Origin of the sequence: Pseudomonas sp. PSE14 (genome assembly GCF_029203285.1) — a bacterium.
Lineage (GTDB): Bacteria > Pseudomonadota > Gammaproteobacteria > Pseudomonadales > Pseudomonadaceae > Pseudomonas.
In genome coordinates, this window is the sequence record NZ_CP115669.1 from 5729046 (window position 1) to 5743744 (window position 14699).

At 66.2% G+C, this 14699-nt stretch carries 15 protein-coding genes; 10 read left to right on the forward strand and 5 right to left on the reverse strand.

Going from position 1 to position 14699, the window contains the following annotated elements; genetic code table 11:
• Positions 1-50 precede the first annotated feature (50 nt).
• Positions 51-830: an exodeoxyribonuclease III gene (locus O6P39_RS26205; RefSeq protein WP_275609271.1), complete on the forward strand. Its 780-nt coding sequence runs from the start codon at positions 51-53 to the stop codon at positions 828-830.
• 78 nt (positions 831-908) lie between these two features.
• Here O6P39_RS26205 and O6P39_RS26210 read toward each other — a convergent pair whose 3' ends face one another.
• Both O6P39_RS26210 and rph read right to left on the reverse strand, forming a co-directional pair.
• Positions 909-1280 (reverse strand): DUF4870 domain-containing protein, encoded by a 372-nt coding sequence (locus O6P39_RS26210; protein WP_275609272.1) that lies wholly within the window; start codon positions 1278-1280, stop codon positions 909-911.
• Between the two features lie 67 nt (positions 1281-1347).
• Positions 1348-2067 carry a ribonuclease PH gene (rph, locus tag O6P39_RS26215; protein ID WP_275609273.1) on the reverse strand — a complete coding sequence of 240 codons (720 nt, stop codon included), beginning with the start codon at positions 2065-2067 and terminating at the stop codon, positions 1348-1350.
• A gap of 196 nt (positions 2068-2263) precedes the next feature.
• Between rph and O6P39_RS26220 the strand changes: the two genes are divergently transcribed.
• The 6 genes from O6P39_RS26220 to O6P39_RS26245 all read left to right on the forward strand — a co-directional run bounded on the left by O6P39_RS26220 (position 2264) and on the right by O6P39_RS26245 (position 7523).
• Positions 2264-3127: a YicC/YloC family endoribonuclease gene (locus O6P39_RS26220; RefSeq protein WP_275609274.1), complete on the forward strand. Its 864-nt coding sequence runs from the start codon at positions 2264-2266 to the stop codon at positions 3125-3127.
• A 50-nt stretch (positions 3128-3177) separates the two neighbouring features.
• Positions 3178-3789, forward strand: a complete 612-nt coding sequence (gmk, locus tag O6P39_RS26225; RefSeq protein WP_275609275.1) for a guanylate kinase — start codon at positions 3178-3180, stop codon at positions 3787-3789.
• Between the two features lie 99 nt (positions 3790-3888).
• Positions 3889-4155, forward strand: coding sequence for a DNA-directed RNA polymerase subunit omega (rpoZ, locus tag O6P39_RS26230; RefSeq protein WP_043256481.1), 267 nt, complete (start codon positions 3889-3891; stop codon positions 4153-4155).
• Positions 4156-4215: 60 nt separating this feature from the next.
• Complete coding sequence (spoT, locus tag O6P39_RS26235) at positions 4216-6327, forward strand: bifunctional GTP diphosphokinase/guanosine-3',5'-bis pyrophosphate 3'-pyrophosphohydrolase (RefSeq protein ID WP_275609276.1); 2112 nt, start codon at positions 4216-4218, stop codon at positions 6325-6327.
• A gap of 20 nt (positions 6328-6347) precedes the next feature.
• A complete protein-coding gene (locus tag O6P39_RS26240; RefSeq protein ID WP_152227352.1) occupies positions 6348-6728 on the forward strand; it encodes a RidA family protein in 381 nt (126 codons plus the stop codon).
• Positions 6729-6788: 60 nt separating this feature from the next.
• Positions 6789-7523 carry a hypothetical protein gene (locus O6P39_RS26245; RefSeq protein WP_275609277.1) on the forward strand — a complete coding sequence of 245 codons (735 nt, stop codon included), beginning with the start codon at positions 6789-6791 and terminating at the stop codon, positions 7521-7523.
• A gap of 161 nt (positions 7524-7684) precedes the next feature.
• Here O6P39_RS26245 and O6P39_RS26250 read toward each other — a convergent pair whose 3' ends face one another.
• The 3 genes from O6P39_RS26250 to O6P39_RS26260 all read right to left on the reverse strand — a co-directional run bounded on the left by O6P39_RS26250 (position 7685) and on the right by O6P39_RS26260 (position 10046).
• Entirely contained in the window at positions 7685-8308 is a 624-nt protein-coding gene (locus O6P39_RS26250; protein WP_275609278.1) for a LysE family translocator, read from the reverse strand.
• A 66-nt stretch (positions 8309-8374) separates the two neighbouring features.
• A complete protein-coding gene (locus tag O6P39_RS26255) occupies positions 8375-9175 on the reverse strand; it encodes an AraC family transcriptional regulator (RefSeq protein ID WP_275609279.1) in 801 nt (266 codons plus the stop codon).
• 1 nt (position 9176) lies between these two features.
• On the reverse strand, positions 9177-10046 hold the full coding sequence (locus tag O6P39_RS26260; protein ID WP_275609280.1) for an NAD-dependent epimerase/dehydratase family protein: 870 nt from the start codon (positions 10044-10046) through the stop codon (positions 9177-9179).
• Positions 10047-10139: 93 nt separating this feature from the next.
• Here O6P39_RS26260 and oxyR point away from each other — a divergent pair, with 93 nt between their 5' ends.
• From oxyR to O6P39_RS26275, 3 genes are all read left to right on the forward strand, one after another.
• Complete coding sequence (gene oxyR, locus O6P39_RS26265; RefSeq protein WP_275609281.1) at positions 10140-11072, forward strand: oxidative stress transcriptional regulator OxyR; 933 nt, start codon at positions 10140-10142, stop codon at positions 11070-11072.
• Complete coding sequence (gene recG / locus O6P39_RS26270) at positions 11069-13144, forward strand: ATP-dependent DNA helicase RecG (protein ID WP_275609282.1); 2076 nt, start codon at positions 11069-11071, stop codon at positions 13142-13144. Before oxyR ends, recG begins: the two co-directional genes overlap by 4 nt.
• Before the next feature lie 91 nt (positions 13145-13235).
• The gene (locus O6P39_RS26275) at positions 13236-14642 is read left to right on the forward strand and encodes an aminoacyl-tRNA deacylase and HDOD domain-containing protein (protein WP_275609283.1); all 1407 of its coding nucleotides are present in this window, start codon (positions 13236-13238) and stop codon (positions 14640-14642) included.
• Positions 14643-14699: the final 57 nt, after the last annotated feature.

The window sequence follows — 14699 nt, forward strand, 5'->3', positions numbered from 1 at the left end:
AACCGTTTGAGCTCGGGTATCATACACACACGTGATTTTGGGGGCCATTTATGCGGATCATCAGTGTGAACGTGAATGGTATTCAGGCTGCAGCCGAGCGTGGATTGCTCAGTTGGCTGCAAGCCCAGAATGCCGACGTGATCTGCTTGCAGGATACCCGCGCCTCCGCTTTCGATCTGGATGACCCGTCCTATCAACTGGACGGCTACTTCCTGTACGCCTGCGATGCCGAAGTGCCCAGTCAGGGTGGCGTCGCAATCTATAGCCGTCTGCAACCCAAGGCCGTCATAAGCGGGCTGGGTTTCGAGATGGCCGATCGTTACGGGCGCTACCTGCAAGCCGATTTCGATAAGGTGAGTATTGCCACTCTCCTGCTGCCTACCGGGCAGGAAGGGGACGAGAACCTGAACCACAAGTTCAAGTTCATGGACGATTTCGCCCAGTACCTGAACAAGCAGCGCCGCAAGCGCCGCGAATACATCTATTGCGGCTCGCTGTACGTCGCGCACCAGAAGCTGGACGTGAAGAACTGGCGCGAATGCCAGCAGATGCCCGGCTTCATGGCGCCGGAGCGTGGCTGGATGGATGAAGTGTTCGGCACCATGGGCTATGTCGATGCCCTGCGCGAGGTCAATCGCGAAGGCGACCAGTACAGCTGGTGGCCGGACAGCGAGCAGGCCGAGATGCTCAACCTGGGCTGGCGCTTCGACTACCAGGTGCTGACCCCGGGCCTGCGCCGCTTCGTGCGCAGCGCCAAGCTGCCGCGCCAGCCGCGCTTCTCCCAGCATGCGCCGCTGATCGTGGACTACGACTGGGCGCTCAGCATCTGACGCCCATTTCGTACGCTGCATCCGATGCAGCCAGAAAAAAGCCGGCTCCGAGCCGGCTTTTTCATGTCCGCGGGGCGGTTACTTGATCGGACGCCAGGTGAAGGGGTAGCGGTACTCGACCCCTTCATTGGCCTTGATCCCGGCAATGATGGTCAGGACCAGCGCACCGACGCTGACCAGGCCCAGCAGGAAGAAGCCGACCACCACCAGCATCAGCAGGCAACTGACCACGATCGCCAGGCTCACGGTGATCTGGAAGTTCATTGCCTCCTTGCCCTGACGGTCCACGAACGGGTCCGACTCACGCTTGATCTGCCAGACGATCAGCGGCCCGATCAGGTTGCCGAAGGGAAAGACCAGGCACAGGAAGGCAGCGAAATGGCAGAACATCGCCCATTGCCGGGCTTCGCGGCCCGGTTCGCTGTGTTGTACCGGCAGTTCTTCGCTCATCCTCTCACTCCTTGCACGTGAAGATCGGGCGGGTACGCCGTTCGTCGGCTCAGTCGGCTCAGTCGGCTCAGTCGGCCAGTGCGGCGCGCTGCAGTTCGAACAGTTCGCGCAGGCCCTGCTGCGCCAGTTCCAGCATGGCATTCAGCTCAGCCGGCTGGAAGGGCACGCCTTCCGCGGTACCCTGAACTTCGATGAAACCGCCGGCATCGGTCATGACCACGTTCAGGTCGGTCTCGGCGGCGGAGTCTTCCAGGTAGTCCAGGTCCAGCACCGGCTCGCCCTGGTACATGCCCACGGATACGGCGGCGACCATCTGCTTGAGCGGGTTGCCCTTGAGCGCGCCACGCTTCTTCAGCACGGCCAGCGCGTCGATCAGCGCCACGGTGGCGCCGGTGATCGAGGCAGTGCGGGTGCCGCCGTCGGCCTGGATCACATCGCAGTCGATGTACAGGGTGTTCTCGCCCAGCTTGGTCAGGTCCAGCGCGGCGCGCAGGGAGCGGCCGATCAGGCGCTGGATTTCCAGGGTGCGGCCACCCTGCTTGCCACGCGAGGCTTCGCGCTGGTTACGCTCGCCAGTGGAGCGCGGCAGCATGCCGTATTCGGCGGTCAGCCAACCCTGGCCCTGGCCCTTGAGGAAGCGCGGCACACCGGATTCGGCGCTGACGGTGCAGATCACCTTGGTATCGCCGAACTCGACCAGCACGGAGCCCTCGGCGTGCTTGGTGTAATGGCGGGTGATACGGATCGGGCGCAGTTGGTCGGCGGCGCGGCCACTGGGACGGTTCATGGAGGCATCCTGTACAGAGTTGCTGGCGGGGGAATGACCGCCATTATAGAGGCCAGCGGACGGACGCAACCACCGCCGGCGTGCGGCTGTGCGCCACGCTGGGGTACAATTACCGGTTTCCGACGACCTGTCGGCCCATTTTCTTCGGACTGCAAGCGTCAGATTTCCAGTCACGAACAGCCAGAGAGGTAGCCCCATGGTGCACAGCATGACCGCCTTCGCCCGCGTAGAGCGAGCCGGGACCCATGGGACGCTCAGTTGGGAGCTGCGCTCGGTCAACCACCGCTACCTCGAACCCAACCTGCGCCTGCCCGAGGCCTTCCGCGACCTCGAAGGCACGGTGCGTGAAGCCCTGCGCCAGGGCCTGTCGCGCGGCAAGGTCGAATGCACGCTGCGCTTCATCGAGGAAAACGCCAGCAAGACGCTGCAGGTGGACCGCGAGCGTGCCGCGCAACTGGTCGCCGCCGCCGAGACCGTGGCCGGCCTGATCCAGCAACCCGCCCCGCTCGATCCGCTGGCCGTGCTGGCCTGGCCGGGCGTGCTGGTGGCCGACGTCGCCGATCCGCAGGCGCTCAACGCCGCCGCCATGGCCGCGTTCAACCAGGCCCTCGACGACCTCAAGGCCGGCCGCGCCCGCGAAGGCGCCGAACTGGCGAAGATCATCGACGAGCGTCTGGCCGCGATGCTGGAAGAGGTGACCAACCTGCGCCAGCTGGTACCGGAAATGCTGGCCAACCAGCGCCAGAAGATCCTCGACCGCTTCACCGAGATGAAGGCCGAACTCGACCCGCAGCGTCTGGAACAGGAAATGGTCCTGCTGGCGCAGAAGAGCGATGTCGCCGAAGAACTCGACCGCCTGACCACCCACGTCACCGAGGTACGCCGCGTGCTCAAGGCCGGCGGCGCCGCCGGCCGTCGCCTGGACTTCCTGATGCAGGAACTCAACCGCGAGGCCAACACTCTGGGGTCGAAGGCCTTCGACCCGCGCTCCACCCAGGCCGCCGTCAACCTCAAGGTTCTGATCGAGCAGATGCGCGAGCAGGTCCAGAATATCGAGTAAACCGGGCACTTCCCGGCTACCACCGTCAACCGCAACTCCAGGAAAGCGCCATGTCCGGCACTCTGTACATCGTTTCCGCCCCGTCCGGCGCCGGCAAGACCAGCCTGGTCAAGGCGCTGCTCGACGCCATGCCCGCCGTGCGCGTCTCCGTCTCCCACACCACCCGTGGCATGCGTCCGGGCGAAGTGGACGGCGTGAACTACCACTTCGTCGGTCGCGACACCTTCACCGCAATGCTCGAACGGGACGAGTTCCTGGAACACGCGGAAGTCTTCGGCAACCTGTACGGCACCTCGCAGCGCTGGGTGGAAAAGACCCTGAAGGAAGGTTTCGACCTGATCCTCGAGATCGACTGGCAGGGCGCGCAGCAGGTGCGCCGGCTGATGCCCCAGGCGCAATCGATCTTCATCCTGCCGCCGAGCCAGGAAGCCCTGCGCCAGCGCCTGACCAACCGTGGCCAGGACAGCGAGGACGTGATCGAGCGACGCATGCAGGAAGCCGTCAGCGAGATGAGCCACTACGTCGAGTACGATCACCTGGTGATCAACGACGATTTCGCCCATGCGCTGGAAGACCTCAAGGCGATCTTCCGTGCCCGCCAGCTGCGCCAGGACGCCCAGCAGCAGCGGCACACCGAACTGCTGCAACGATTGCTGGCCTGAACGGGAAGCGCGAAGGCTCTTCCATAAAGATTGGCGATTTTTTAGACTATTCAGTCCGCCCGGTATTTCCGGGCATCCATTTTCGTAACGAGGAACACCATGGCCCGCGTCACCGTTGAAGACTGCCTGGACAACGTCGATAACCGTTTCGAGCTGGTCATGCTCGCCACCAAGCGCGCTCGCCAGCTGGCCACCGGCGGCAAGGAGCCGAAGGTAGCCTGGGAAAACGACAAGCCCACCGTCGTCGCTCTGCGCGAAATCGCCTCGGGCCTCGTGGATGCTGAGATCGTTCAGCAGGAGGACGTGGTTGAAGAAGAGCCGCTGTTCGCTGCATTCGAAGACGAGGCCAACAACGAGGCCCTGTAAGTCTATGTCGGGCCGACGAAAAGGCGCGCCGCGACGTGCTGCTCGGCAGGGGGTGATCCCATGCCGGGCATAGATGCATTCGCCGACCGACTGTCGAGTTACCTAGGCCCGGACCAGGTCAACCTGGTCCGCCGCGCCTACTACTACGCCGAGCAGGCCCATGACGGGCAGCGCCGCCGCAGCGGCGAGGCCTACGTCACCCACCCGCTCGCCGTCGCCAACATCCTTGCCGACATGCACATGGACCATCAGAGCCTGATGGCGGCCATGCTGCACGACGTGATCGAGGACACCGGCATCGCCAAGGAAGCGCTCACCGCGCAGTTCGGCGAAACCGTCTCGGAACTGGTGGACGGGGTCAGCAAGCTGACCCAGATGAACTTCGAGTCCAAGGCCGAGGCGCAGGCCGAGAACTTCCAGAAGATGGCCATGGCCATGGCGCGCGACATCCGCGTGATCCTGGTCAAGCTGGCCGACCGCCTGCACAACATGCGCACCCTGGAAGTGCTGTCGGGCGAGAAGCGCCGCCGCATCGCCAAGGAAACCCTGGAAATCTACGCCCCCATCGCCAACCGGCTGGGCATGCACAGCATGCGCGTGGAATTCGAGGACCTGGGCTTCAAGGCCATGCACCCGATGCGCTCCGAGCGCATCCGCCAGGCGGTGAAGAAGGCCCGTGGCAACCGCCGCGAGATCGTCGGCAAGATCCAGGAATCGCTGGTCAACTGCCTCGCCCGCGAAGGCATGGAAGGTCAGGTCCTGGGCCGCGAGAAGCACCTGTTCAGCATCTACAAGAAGATGCGCGGCAAGCGCAAGGCGTTCAACGAGATCATGGACGTCTACGCCTTCCGCATCATCGTCGACAAGGTCGACACCTGCTACCGCGTGCTCGGCGCCGTGCACAACCTGTACAAGCCGTTCCCCGGTCGCTTCAAGGATTACATCGCGATTCCCAAGGCCAACGGCTACCAGTCGTTGCACACCACGCTGTTCGGCATGCACGGCGTACCCATCGAAATCCAGATCCGCACCCGCGAGATGGAAGAGATGGCCAACCACGGGATCGCCGCGCACTGGCTGTACAAGTCCAGCGAGGACGAGTCGCCCAAGGGCACCCATGCCCGCGCCCGCCAGTGGGTGAAGGGCATCCTCGAATTGCAGCAGCGCGCCGGCAACTCGCTGGAATTCATCGAGAACGTGAAGATCGACCTGTTCCCGGACGAGGTCTACGTCTTCACGCCCAAGGGCCGCATCATGGAGCTGCCCAAGGGCTCCACGGCCGTCGACTTCGCCTACGCGGTGCACACCGACGTCGGTAACAGCTGCATCGCCTGCCGCATCAACCGTCGTCTGGCGCCGCTGTCCGAACCGCTGCAGAGCGGCGCGACAGTGGAGATCGTCACCGCGCCGGGCACCCGGCCGAACCCGGCCTGGCTCAACTTCGTGGTCACCGGCAAGGCACGTACGCACATCCGCCACGCGCTCAAACTGCAGCGCCGCTCCGAGTCGATCAACCTTGGCGAGCGCCTGCTGAACAAGACCCTGGCCGGCTTCGAGAGCCACCTGGAGAAGATTCCCCAAGAGCGCATCCAGGGCGTGCTCGCCGAATACCGCATGGAAGTCTTCGAGGACCTGCTCGAAGAGATCGGCCTGGGCAACCGCATGGCCTACGTGGTCGCGCGCCGCCTGCTGTCCAGCGAAGGCGAGGCCGCCGCACCGAGCAGCGAAGGGCCGCTGGCGATCCGCGGTACCGAGGGCCTGGTGCTCAGCTACGCCAAGTGCTGTACGCCGATCCCGGGCGACCCGATCGTCGGCCACCTTTCCGCCGGCAAGGGCATGGTGGTGCACCTGGAGAGCTGCAAGAACATCAGCGAGATTCGCCACAACCCGGAAAAATGCATCCAGCTCAGCTGGGCCAAGGATGTCACCGGCGAATTCAACGTCGAACTGCGCGTCGAACTGGAGCACCAGCGCGGCCTGATCGCCCTGCTCGCCACCAGCGTCAACGCCGCCGACGGCAATATCGAAAAGATCAGCATGGACGAACGCGATGGCCGCATCAGCGTGGTCCAGCTGGTCGTCAGCGTGCACGACCGCGTGCACCTGGCCCGCGTCATCAAGAAGCTGCGCGCGCTCAAGGGCGTGATCCGCATCACCCGCATGCGCAGCTGATCCCACCCTAAGGAGTCGACATGACCAAGACCGTTATCCACACCGACAAAGCCCCGGCCGCCATTGGCACCTACTCCCAGGCGATCAAGGCTGGCAACACCGTGTATGTCTCCGGTCAGATCCCGCTGAACCCGCAGACCATGGAACTGGTCGAGGGCTTCGAAGAGCAGACCGTCCAGGTCTTCGAGAACCTGAAAGCCGTGATCGAAGCCTCCGGCGGTTACCTGCACGACGTGGCCAAGCTGAATATCTTCCTCACCGACCTGTCGCACTTCGCCAAGGTCAACGAGATCATGGGCAAGTACTTCACCCAGCCCTACCCGGCCCGCGCTGCCATCGGCGTTGCCGCCCTGCCGAAGGGCGCCCAGGTCGAGATGGACGCCATCGTCGTCCTGGAATAAGCGGTACGTAATTCCCACGGGGCCCTAGCGGCCCCGTTCTCTTGTCTGCAAGGAGCAAACATGCGTCGCGCCCTGATCCTGAGCGCCCTGATCGGCCTGCTCACCGGCTGCGCCGGCACCCCGTCCGACCCTTCCGGCGTCTGGGTCAACCAGGCCGCCATCGACGCCGCCGGCAAGGGCGGCAAGCTGCGCGAGGCGCTGCTGGCCTACGGCCCGAACCTGGAGTGGAAGCTGGACACCAAGGCCCAGCAGGCCACCTTCAGCAACGGCTTCGAGCTGGGCGAAGGCCAACTGACCGCCGAAGACCCCAGGCATTACCGCGTCGACTTCTACGGCAGCAACCAGGAGGCCCTGGAGCTGGACGGCAAGGAGCTGGTGCAGGTGGGCAGCGACAACTGGCCCGAGCAGCGCTTCGTCCGCCCCGAGCAGCAGCCCTCCGCCCAGAGCCCGGCCGGCAGCACCTTCCAGAACGCCCTGTACGACGCCTACCTCAAGGGCACCTGGGTGATCGAGGAAGGCCAGGGCCAAGGCAGCAAGGTGAAGTTCCTGCCCAACGGCGGCCTCGAAGGCATGCCCGGCGCCGATCGCTACGCGCTGTGCCTGGCCGGCGACTGCGCGGCCATGAGCGGCGACAACGACAGCATCTGGCTGCAACAGGGCCAGCAGGGTCGCGAGTACCTGTTCGAACGGGACGGCGACAAGCTGGAGCTGTTCGAAGCGGTGAACCGCGCCCAGGCCGACGAGATGCCGCAGTACGCGCCAGGCAACAAGGTCTGGACGCTGGAGCGCGACTGATCCAGGCGGGCGGGCAGCCTCAGCGCCTGCTTACGATCTCGCGAGCTAGCGCTGGAGTAGGCGGAAAGTGCCCGAAGAGCGGAGTTTACGGCTGTAAATGAGCATCTGAGGGCACTTTCCAACGCCCTCCAGCCGACGCGCAGCAGATCCTATGCAGGCACTCAGCGCAGCCCGCTCCACAGCAACCATCCCCCCAGCGCCAACAGCAACCCGCCGCAGATCCGGTCCAGCGCCGTCACCCGGCGCTTCAGCCAGCCGCGCCAGCGCGGCCGATCCAGCAGGCGCACCAGCAACATATCCCACAGCAGCACCACCGCCCCCATCCACAGCACACAGGCGCCCAGTGCCCAACCGGGCAGATGGAACTGTCCGAGCACGCCGAACAGCCCGGTGTAGAAGATCGGCAGCTTCGGATTCAGGCTGCTGGCCAGAAAGCCCTCGCGTACCCCGCGCAGAAACCCTCCGGCCCGCTGCTGGCCAGGCTCCGTGGGAATCTCCAGCTCCCGCCGCGCCAGCAGCGCCTGCGCGCCGAGCCAGACGAAGTACATGCCGCCCAGCAGTTGCACGACACGCAACCCGTGGCTCGCGACGTCCGGCAGCAGCCCGAGCACGAACAGCACCAGCAGCATGCTCGCCAGATTGGCCAGGGCGATTCCGGCTGCACAGCCATCCGCATGACGGCGCCCGCGCAACAGCGCGGCGCGGATCAGCAGGAAGAAATCCGGCCCCGGCGACAGCAGGGCGGCGAAGTGAGTGCTGGCGACCAGCGCGAAGGCAGCGAACATGGCGATCTCCCGAATGCGGCGTCGCGCAGTCTGGAAGGGCCAGCCTCGGGCAGTCTTGGAAGAAACTCAGGTGCGCGTGGCGCGCAGGAAGCGTCCGGGAGTGACGCCGGTGAAGCGGCGGAAGGTGCCGGAGAAGTGCGCCTGGTCGTAGAAGCCCAGCGCCAGCGCGACGTCCAGCGGCTTCTCGCCGGCCACCAGCAGGCGCTTGGCCTCACGGATGCGCCGCTGCAACAGGTAGGTGTGCGGCGGCACGCCATAGGTATTGCGAAAGGCTTCGATCAGATGGCGCGGATGGCGCTGCAGCAGTTCGGCCAGCGTTTCGAGGCTGACCGCGTCGCGGTAATGCGCCTCCAGGTAATCGCGCAGCTTCGCCGTCACACTGCCGTCGCGAGCAGCCGAAGCAGTCGGACGCATGCCGCCGTGGCGGACGAAAACCAGTTCCAGCAGCACCAGCAATTCGCTTTCCAGCGCCAGCGCGTCGTTGCGCTCGAACTCCGTCGCCACGCGTCGCAGCGCCTCCGCCACTTGCCCGTCGTCGTTCGGGTTGAGCGTCTGGAAGCCGCGCGGCAACTGCTTGCGTCCGAGCAGCGGCAGCAGGCGCGATTCCTCGATGTAGAGCATGCGGTAGACCAGCCGCTCGGACTCGGCATTGCCGGTGTGCGGCTCCTCCGGGTTCATCAGCGACAGGGTGCCGGCGGGCAGCACATGGTGCGCGCCGCGGCACTGGTAGCCGCCGGCGCCGTGCAGGATGGCGCCGATGGCAAAGGCATCGTGGCTGTGGCGGCCGAACGGCTGCCCGGAGAAGTCCGCATGGAACAACTCCACCCCCGGCAACCAGGGGCGCGCCAGCAGCCGGTTGGCGTCCATCTCAGTCCTGCTTGCCGGCCAGGATGGCCGCGTAGCCTTCGCGGAAGCTCGGGTAGCGCGGCTCCCAGCCCAGCGCACGGGCGCGGGCGTTGCTGCAGCGCTTGCTGCCGGCACGGCGCACGGCTTGCTCTGCGGACCAGTGGGTGATGCCCAGTTGCTCGCGCAGCCAGGCGACCACCTCGTGCAGCGCAGCGGGATCGTTGTCGACGCCGAGGTAGCAGTCTTCCAGCGCCACGCCGCTGCGGTCGGCCTCCAGGAGATGAGCCAGCAGGCCGGCGGCATCTTCGGCGTGAATACGGTTGGTATACAGCGGCGGTTCGCTGGCCACCCGGTAACCCTCGCGCACCTGCTTGAGCAGCCATTCGCGGCCGGGACCGTAGATGCCGGTCAGGCGCACGACGCTGGCGGGGATACCGCTCTGAAGCGCCAGCCGCTCGGCTTCGAGCATCACGCTGCCGGAGTAGCTCTGCGCTTCGGCCGGGGAGTTCTCGTCGATCCACTCGCCCTCGCGCTGGGCGTACACGCCACTGCTGGAGACGAACAGCAGGCGTCTGGGCAATTGCCCGCGCTGCCGCAGCCAGCCGAGGGTGTTGCGCAGGCCTTCGACGTAGGCGGCGCGGTAGCCGGCTTCATCGTGCTGGGTCGCGGCGGCGCAGAACACCAGGTAATCCAGCTTGCCCACCGGCCAGGTGTCCGGGCATTCGAGCTGGGCCAGATCGCCGGACACCGGCAGCACCTCGAAGGGTAATGCGGCGATGTTGCGGCGCAGACCATGGACGCGCCAGTCGCGCGCGGCCAGTTGGCGTCCCAGACGGCTGCCGACGTCGCCGCAACCGACGATCATCAGGCTTGGGAAGGTGTTCGTGCTCATGCTGGGCTCCGTGAATCGGGTCTGGGAGTTTAGCGCGGTTGGTTCGCGGCGGTGCAGCCGCTATGCTTGGGCCACCTCAACGGATTCAATGCCATGACCCTTACCGAACTGCGCTACATCGTCACGCTTGCCCAGGAGCAACATTTCGGCCGCGCCGCCGAGCGCTGCCACGTCAGCCAGCCGACCCTGTCGGTGGGCGTGAAGAAGCTGGAAGACGAGCTCGGCGTGCTGATCTTCGAACGCAGCAAGAGCGCGGTGCGCCTGACCCCGGTCGGTGAAGGCATCGTGGCACAGGCGCAGAAGGTGCTGGAGCAGGCCCAGGGTATCCGTGAACTGGCCCAGGCCGGCAAGAACCAGCTGACCTCGCCGCTGAAGGTCGGTGCCATCTACACCATCGGCCCGTACCTGTTCCCGCACTTGATTCCGCAGCTGCACCGGGTCGCCCCGCAGATGCCGCTGTACATCGAGGAAAACTTCACCCACATCCTGCGCGACAAGCTGCGCACCGGCGAACTGGACGCGATCATCATCGCCCTGCCGTTCCAGGAAGCCGACGTGCTGACCCTGCCGCTGTTCGACGAACCGTTCTACGTACTGATGCCCGCCGACCACGCCTGGACGGCGAAAAAATCCATCGACGCCGAACTGCTCAACGACAAGAGCCTGTTGCTGCTCGGCGAGGGCCACTGCTTCCGCGACCAGGTGCTGGAAGCCTGCCCGACCACCCGCAAGGGCGACGAGAACAAGCACACCACGGTGGAATCCAGTTCGCTGGAAACCATTCGCCACATGGTCGCCTCGGGCCTGGGCGTGTCGGTGCTGCCGTTCTCCGCCGTGGACAGCCACCACTACGCGCCCGGCGTGATCGAAGTTCGCCCGTTCACCGCGCCGGTCCCCTTCCGTACCGTCGCCATCGCCTGGCGCGCCAGCTTCCCGCGGCCGCGCGCCATCGAGGTGCTGGCGGACTCGATCCGCCTGTGTTCGGTCGCCAAGCCGACCGTCAAGGGTGAAGCCGAGCCGGCATGACCGAGCTGTCGAACGTCCCGGTCACCGCGCTCAAGGGCGTGGGCGCCGCGCTGGAAGAGAAGCTGGCGAAGGTCGGCCTGGAGAACCTCCAGGACATCCTTTTCCACCTGCCGCTGCGCTACCAGGACCGTACCCGTATCACGCCCATTGGTGCGCTGCGTCCGGGGCAGGATGCGGTGGTCGAAGGCGTGGTCTCCGGCGCTGACGTGGTGATGGGCAAGCGCCGCAGCCTGCTGGTGCGCCTGCAGGACGGCACCGGCACCCTGAGCCTGCGCTTCTACCACTTCAGCCAGGCGCAGAAGGAAAACCTCAAGCGTGGCACGCACCTGCGCTGCTACGGGGAAGCGCGCCCCGGCGCCTCGGGTCTGGAGATTTACCACCCCGAATACCGCTCGCTCACCGATACCGTCGCCGCGCCGGTGGAGCAGACGCTGACGCCGATCTACCCGACCACCGAAGGCCTCACCCAACAGCGCCTGCGCCAGCTCAGCGAGCAGACGCTGCAGCGCCTGGGGCCCTCAAGTCTGCCGGACTGGCTGCCGGCGGAGCTGGCCCGCGACTACCGCCTGGGCCCACTGGACGAAGCCATCCGCTACCTGCACCGGCCGCCGCCGGACGCTGACCTGGAAGAGCTCGCCGAAGGCCGTCACTGGGCCCAGCACCGCCTCGCCTTCGAGGAGCTGCTGACCCATCAGCTGTCGCTGCAACGCCTGCGCGAAAGCGTGCGCTCCCAGGCGGCACCGCAGCTGCCGCCGGCCAAGCGCCTGCCGGCGCTGTACCTGAAGAATCTCGGCTTCAAGCCCACCGGCGCGCAGCAACGGGTCGGCGCGGAAATCGCTTACGACCTCGCCCAACCCGAACCCATGCTGCGCCTCGTGCAGGGTGATGTGGGCGCCGGCAAGACCGTGGTCGCTGCCCTTGCGGCCCTGCAGGCGCTGGAGGCCGGCTACCAGGTGGCGCTGATGGCGCCGACCGAAATTCTCGCCGAGCAGCACTTCCTCAACTTCAGCAAATGGCTGCAGCCGCTGGGCATCGAGGTCGCATGGCTGGCCGGCAAGCTCAAGGGCAAGGCCCGCGCCAGCGCGCTGGAGCAGATCGCCAGCGGCGTACCGATGATCGTCGGCACCCATGCGCTGTTCCAGGACGAAGTGAAGTTCAAGCGCCTGGCCCTGGTGATCATCGACGAACAGCACCGCTTCGGCGTGCAGCAGCGCCTCGCCCTGCGCCAGAAGGGCGTGGACGGCCGGCTCTGCCCGCACCAGCTGATCATGACCGCCACTCCCATCCCGCGGACCCTGGCGATGAGCGCTTACGCCGACCTGGATACCTCGATCCTCGACGAGCTGCCGCCCGGCCGCACACCGGTGAATACCGTGCTGGTGGCCGACAGCCGCCGCATCGAAGTGATCGAGCGGGTCCGCGCCGCCTGCCAGGAAGGCCGCCAGGCCTACTGGGTGTGCACGCTGATCGAGGAGTCCGAAGAGCTGACCTGCCAGGCGGCTGAAACCACCTACGAGGAACTCTCCTCGGCGCTGGGCGAGCTGCGCGTCGGCCTGATCCACGGGCGCATGAAGCCGGCAGACAAGGCCGTGGTGATGGAAGCCTTCAAGGAAGGCATGCTGCAACTGCTGGTCGCCACCACCGTGATCGAGGTCGGCGTGGACGTGCCCAACGCCAGCCTGATGATCATCGAGAACCCCGAGCGCCTCGGCCTGGCCCAGCTCCACCAGCTGCGCGGCCGCGTCGGCCGGGGCAGCGCGGCGAGCCACTGCGTGCTGCTCTACCACCCGCCGCTGTCACAGATCGGCCGCGAGCGCCTGGGGATCATGCGCGAGACCTGCGACGGCTTCGTCATCGCCGAGAAGGACCTGGAACTGCGCGGCCCCGGTGAAATGCTCGGCACCCGCCAGACAGGCCTGCTGCAATTCAAGGTCGCCGACCTGATGCGCGACGCCGACCTGCTGCCGGCCGTGCGCGACGCGGCGCAGGCGCTGCTGGCGCACTGGCCGCAATCGGTCAGCCCCTTGCTGGCGCGCTGGCTGCGCCACGGCCAGCAATACGGGCAAGTGTGATCCAGTTCACTCTCGCCGGTCGGCTGACTGCGCGGTCACGCTGACTGGCTGGTTATACTCCGACCCAGCCGTTGATAACCGGATCACATTCATGAGCGACGCCGCACGCGCCACTTCCGCCTCATCGCGGGCCCCCGAGGTCATCCTGCAGCAGCTCGACAAGCTGGGGATTGCCTATCGCGAGGTCAGCGACGTCCCGTCCCTGTCCAGCACTCGACGCATCCAGGCAGGCCTGCTGGAAGACAGCGTCGGCACGCTGCTGGTGTTGTTCCCGCAGAGCCAACTGCTCGACCTCAATCGCCTGGCCGAGTTGACCGGTCGCAAGCTGGTGGCGGTCAAGCCCGAACGCATGGAGCGCATGCTCGGCAAACACCAGCTCAGCCGCCTGCCGGCGCTGCCGCCGCTGACCAGTTCGCCCTGCCTGTATGACGACCGCCTGCTGCAGGAGCCGCAGCTGCTGATCGAATCCGGCACCGCCGGCGTCCTGCTGGAGATCGCCACCCCGGCCTTCCGCGGCCTGCTGGAGAAGGCCAGCGCCGCACGCTTCGGCGTTCCGCTGGAGGCCATCCGGCCGAACCTCGACCGCCCGGACGACGACCGCGCCGAAATCACCCAGGCCGTGCAGGCCTTCACTGCCCGCCGCATCCAGCAGCGTCTCGAGGAAACCATCGAGATTCCGCCGCTGCCGGAAACCGCACAGAAGATCATCAAGCTGCGCGTCGATCCCAACGCCACGGTGGACGACATCACCGGCGTGGTCGAAACCGACCCGGCGCTGGCCGCCCAGGTGGTGAGCTGGGCCGCCTCGCCCTACTACGCCGCCCCCGGCAAGATCCGCTCGGTGGAAGACGCCATCGTCCGCGTGCTGGGCTTTGACCTGGTGATCAACCTGGCCCTGGGCCTCGCCCTGGGCAAGACCCTGAGCCTGCCCAAGGACCAGCCGCAGCACGCCACACCCTACTGGCACCAGGCGATCTACACCGCCGCGGTGATCGAGGGCCTGACCCGTGCCATCCCGCGCACCGAGCGCCCGGAGGCCGGCCTGACCTACCTCGGCGGGCTGCTGCACAGCATCGGCTACCTGGTGCTGGCGCACATCTTCCCGCCGCATTTCTCGCTGATCTGCCGCCACCTGGAAGTGAACCCGCACGTCGAACACAACCTGGTCGAGCAGCACCTGCTGGGCATCACCCGCGAGCAGATCGGCGCCTGGCTGATGCGCACCTGGGACATGCCCGAGGAGATCTACACCGCCCTGCGCTTCCAGCACGACCCCAGCTACGCTGGCGACTGCGCGACCTACGCCAACCTGGTGTGCCTGGCGACCCGACTGCTGCGCAACAATGGCATCGGCGGCGGCCCGGAGACAGGCATTCCGCAGGACCTGCTGGAGCGCCTGAACATCAGCCGCGACAAGGCCGAGGACGCGGTGCGCAAGGTGCTGGATGCCGAAGCCGCGCTGCGCGAGCTGGCCAGCCAGTTCAACGCGCCGCACTGAGCGCAGCTGAAATGAAAAAGGCCCCATCCGGGGCCTTTTTTCATGGTGCGCAATGGC

Excerpts from the sequence above, each read along its gene's own strand:
- O6P39_RS26205 (WP_275609271.1), top strand. The coding sequence starts at position 51 with ATGCGGATCATCAGTGTGAACGTGAATGGTATTCAGGCTGCAGCCGAG.
- O6P39_RS26210 (WP_275609272.1), bottom strand. The coding sequence starts at position 1,280 with ATGAGCGAAGAACTGCCGGTACAACACAGCGAACCGGGCCGCGAAGCC.
- rph (WP_275609273.1), bottom strand. The coding sequence starts at position 2,067 with ATGAACCGTCCCAGTGGCCGCGCCGCCGACCAACTGCGCCCGATCCGT.
- O6P39_RS26220 (WP_275609274.1), top strand. The coding sequence starts at position 2,264 with ATGGTGCACAGCATGACCGCCTTCGCCCGCGTAGAGCGAGCCGGGACC.
- gmk (WP_275609275.1), top strand. The coding sequence starts at position 3,178 with ATGTCCGGCACTCTGTACATCGTTTCCGCCCCGTCCGGCGCCGGCAAG.
- rpoZ (WP_043256481.1), top strand. The coding sequence starts at position 3,889 with ATGGCCCGCGTCACCGTTGAAGACTGCCTGGACAACGTCGATAACCGT.
- spoT (WP_275609276.1), top strand. The coding sequence starts at position 4,216 with ATGCCGGGCATAGATGCATTCGCCGACCGACTGTCGAGTTACCTAGGC.
- O6P39_RS26240 (WP_152227352.1), top strand. The coding sequence starts at position 6,348 with ATGACCAAGACCGTTATCCACACCGACAAAGCCCCGGCCGCCATTGGC.
- O6P39_RS26245 (WP_275609277.1), top strand. The coding sequence starts at position 6,789 with ATGCGTCGCGCCCTGATCCTGAGCGCCCTGATCGGCCTGCTCACCGGC.
- O6P39_RS26250 (WP_275609278.1), bottom strand. The coding sequence starts at position 8,308 with ATGTTCGCTGCCTTCGCGCTGGTCGCCAGCACTCACTTCGCCGCCCTG.
- O6P39_RS26255 (WP_275609279.1), bottom strand. The coding sequence starts at position 9,175 with ATGGACGCCAACCGGCTGCTGGCGCGCCCCTGGTTGCCGGGGGTGGAG.
- O6P39_RS26260 (WP_275609280.1), bottom strand. The coding sequence starts at position 10,046 with ATGAGCACGAACACCTTCCCAAGCCTGATGATCGTCGGTTGCGGCGAC.
- oxyR (WP_275609281.1), top strand. The coding sequence starts at position 10,140 with ATGACCCTTACCGAACTGCGCTACATCGTCACGCTTGCCCAGGAGCAA.
- recG (WP_275609282.1), top strand. The coding sequence starts at position 11,069 with ATGACCGAGCTGTCGAACGTCCCGGTCACCGCGCTCAAGGGCGTGGGC.
- O6P39_RS26275 (WP_275609283.1), top strand. The coding sequence starts at position 13,236 with ATGAGCGACGCCGCACGCGCCACTTCCGCCTCATCGCGGGCCCCCGAG.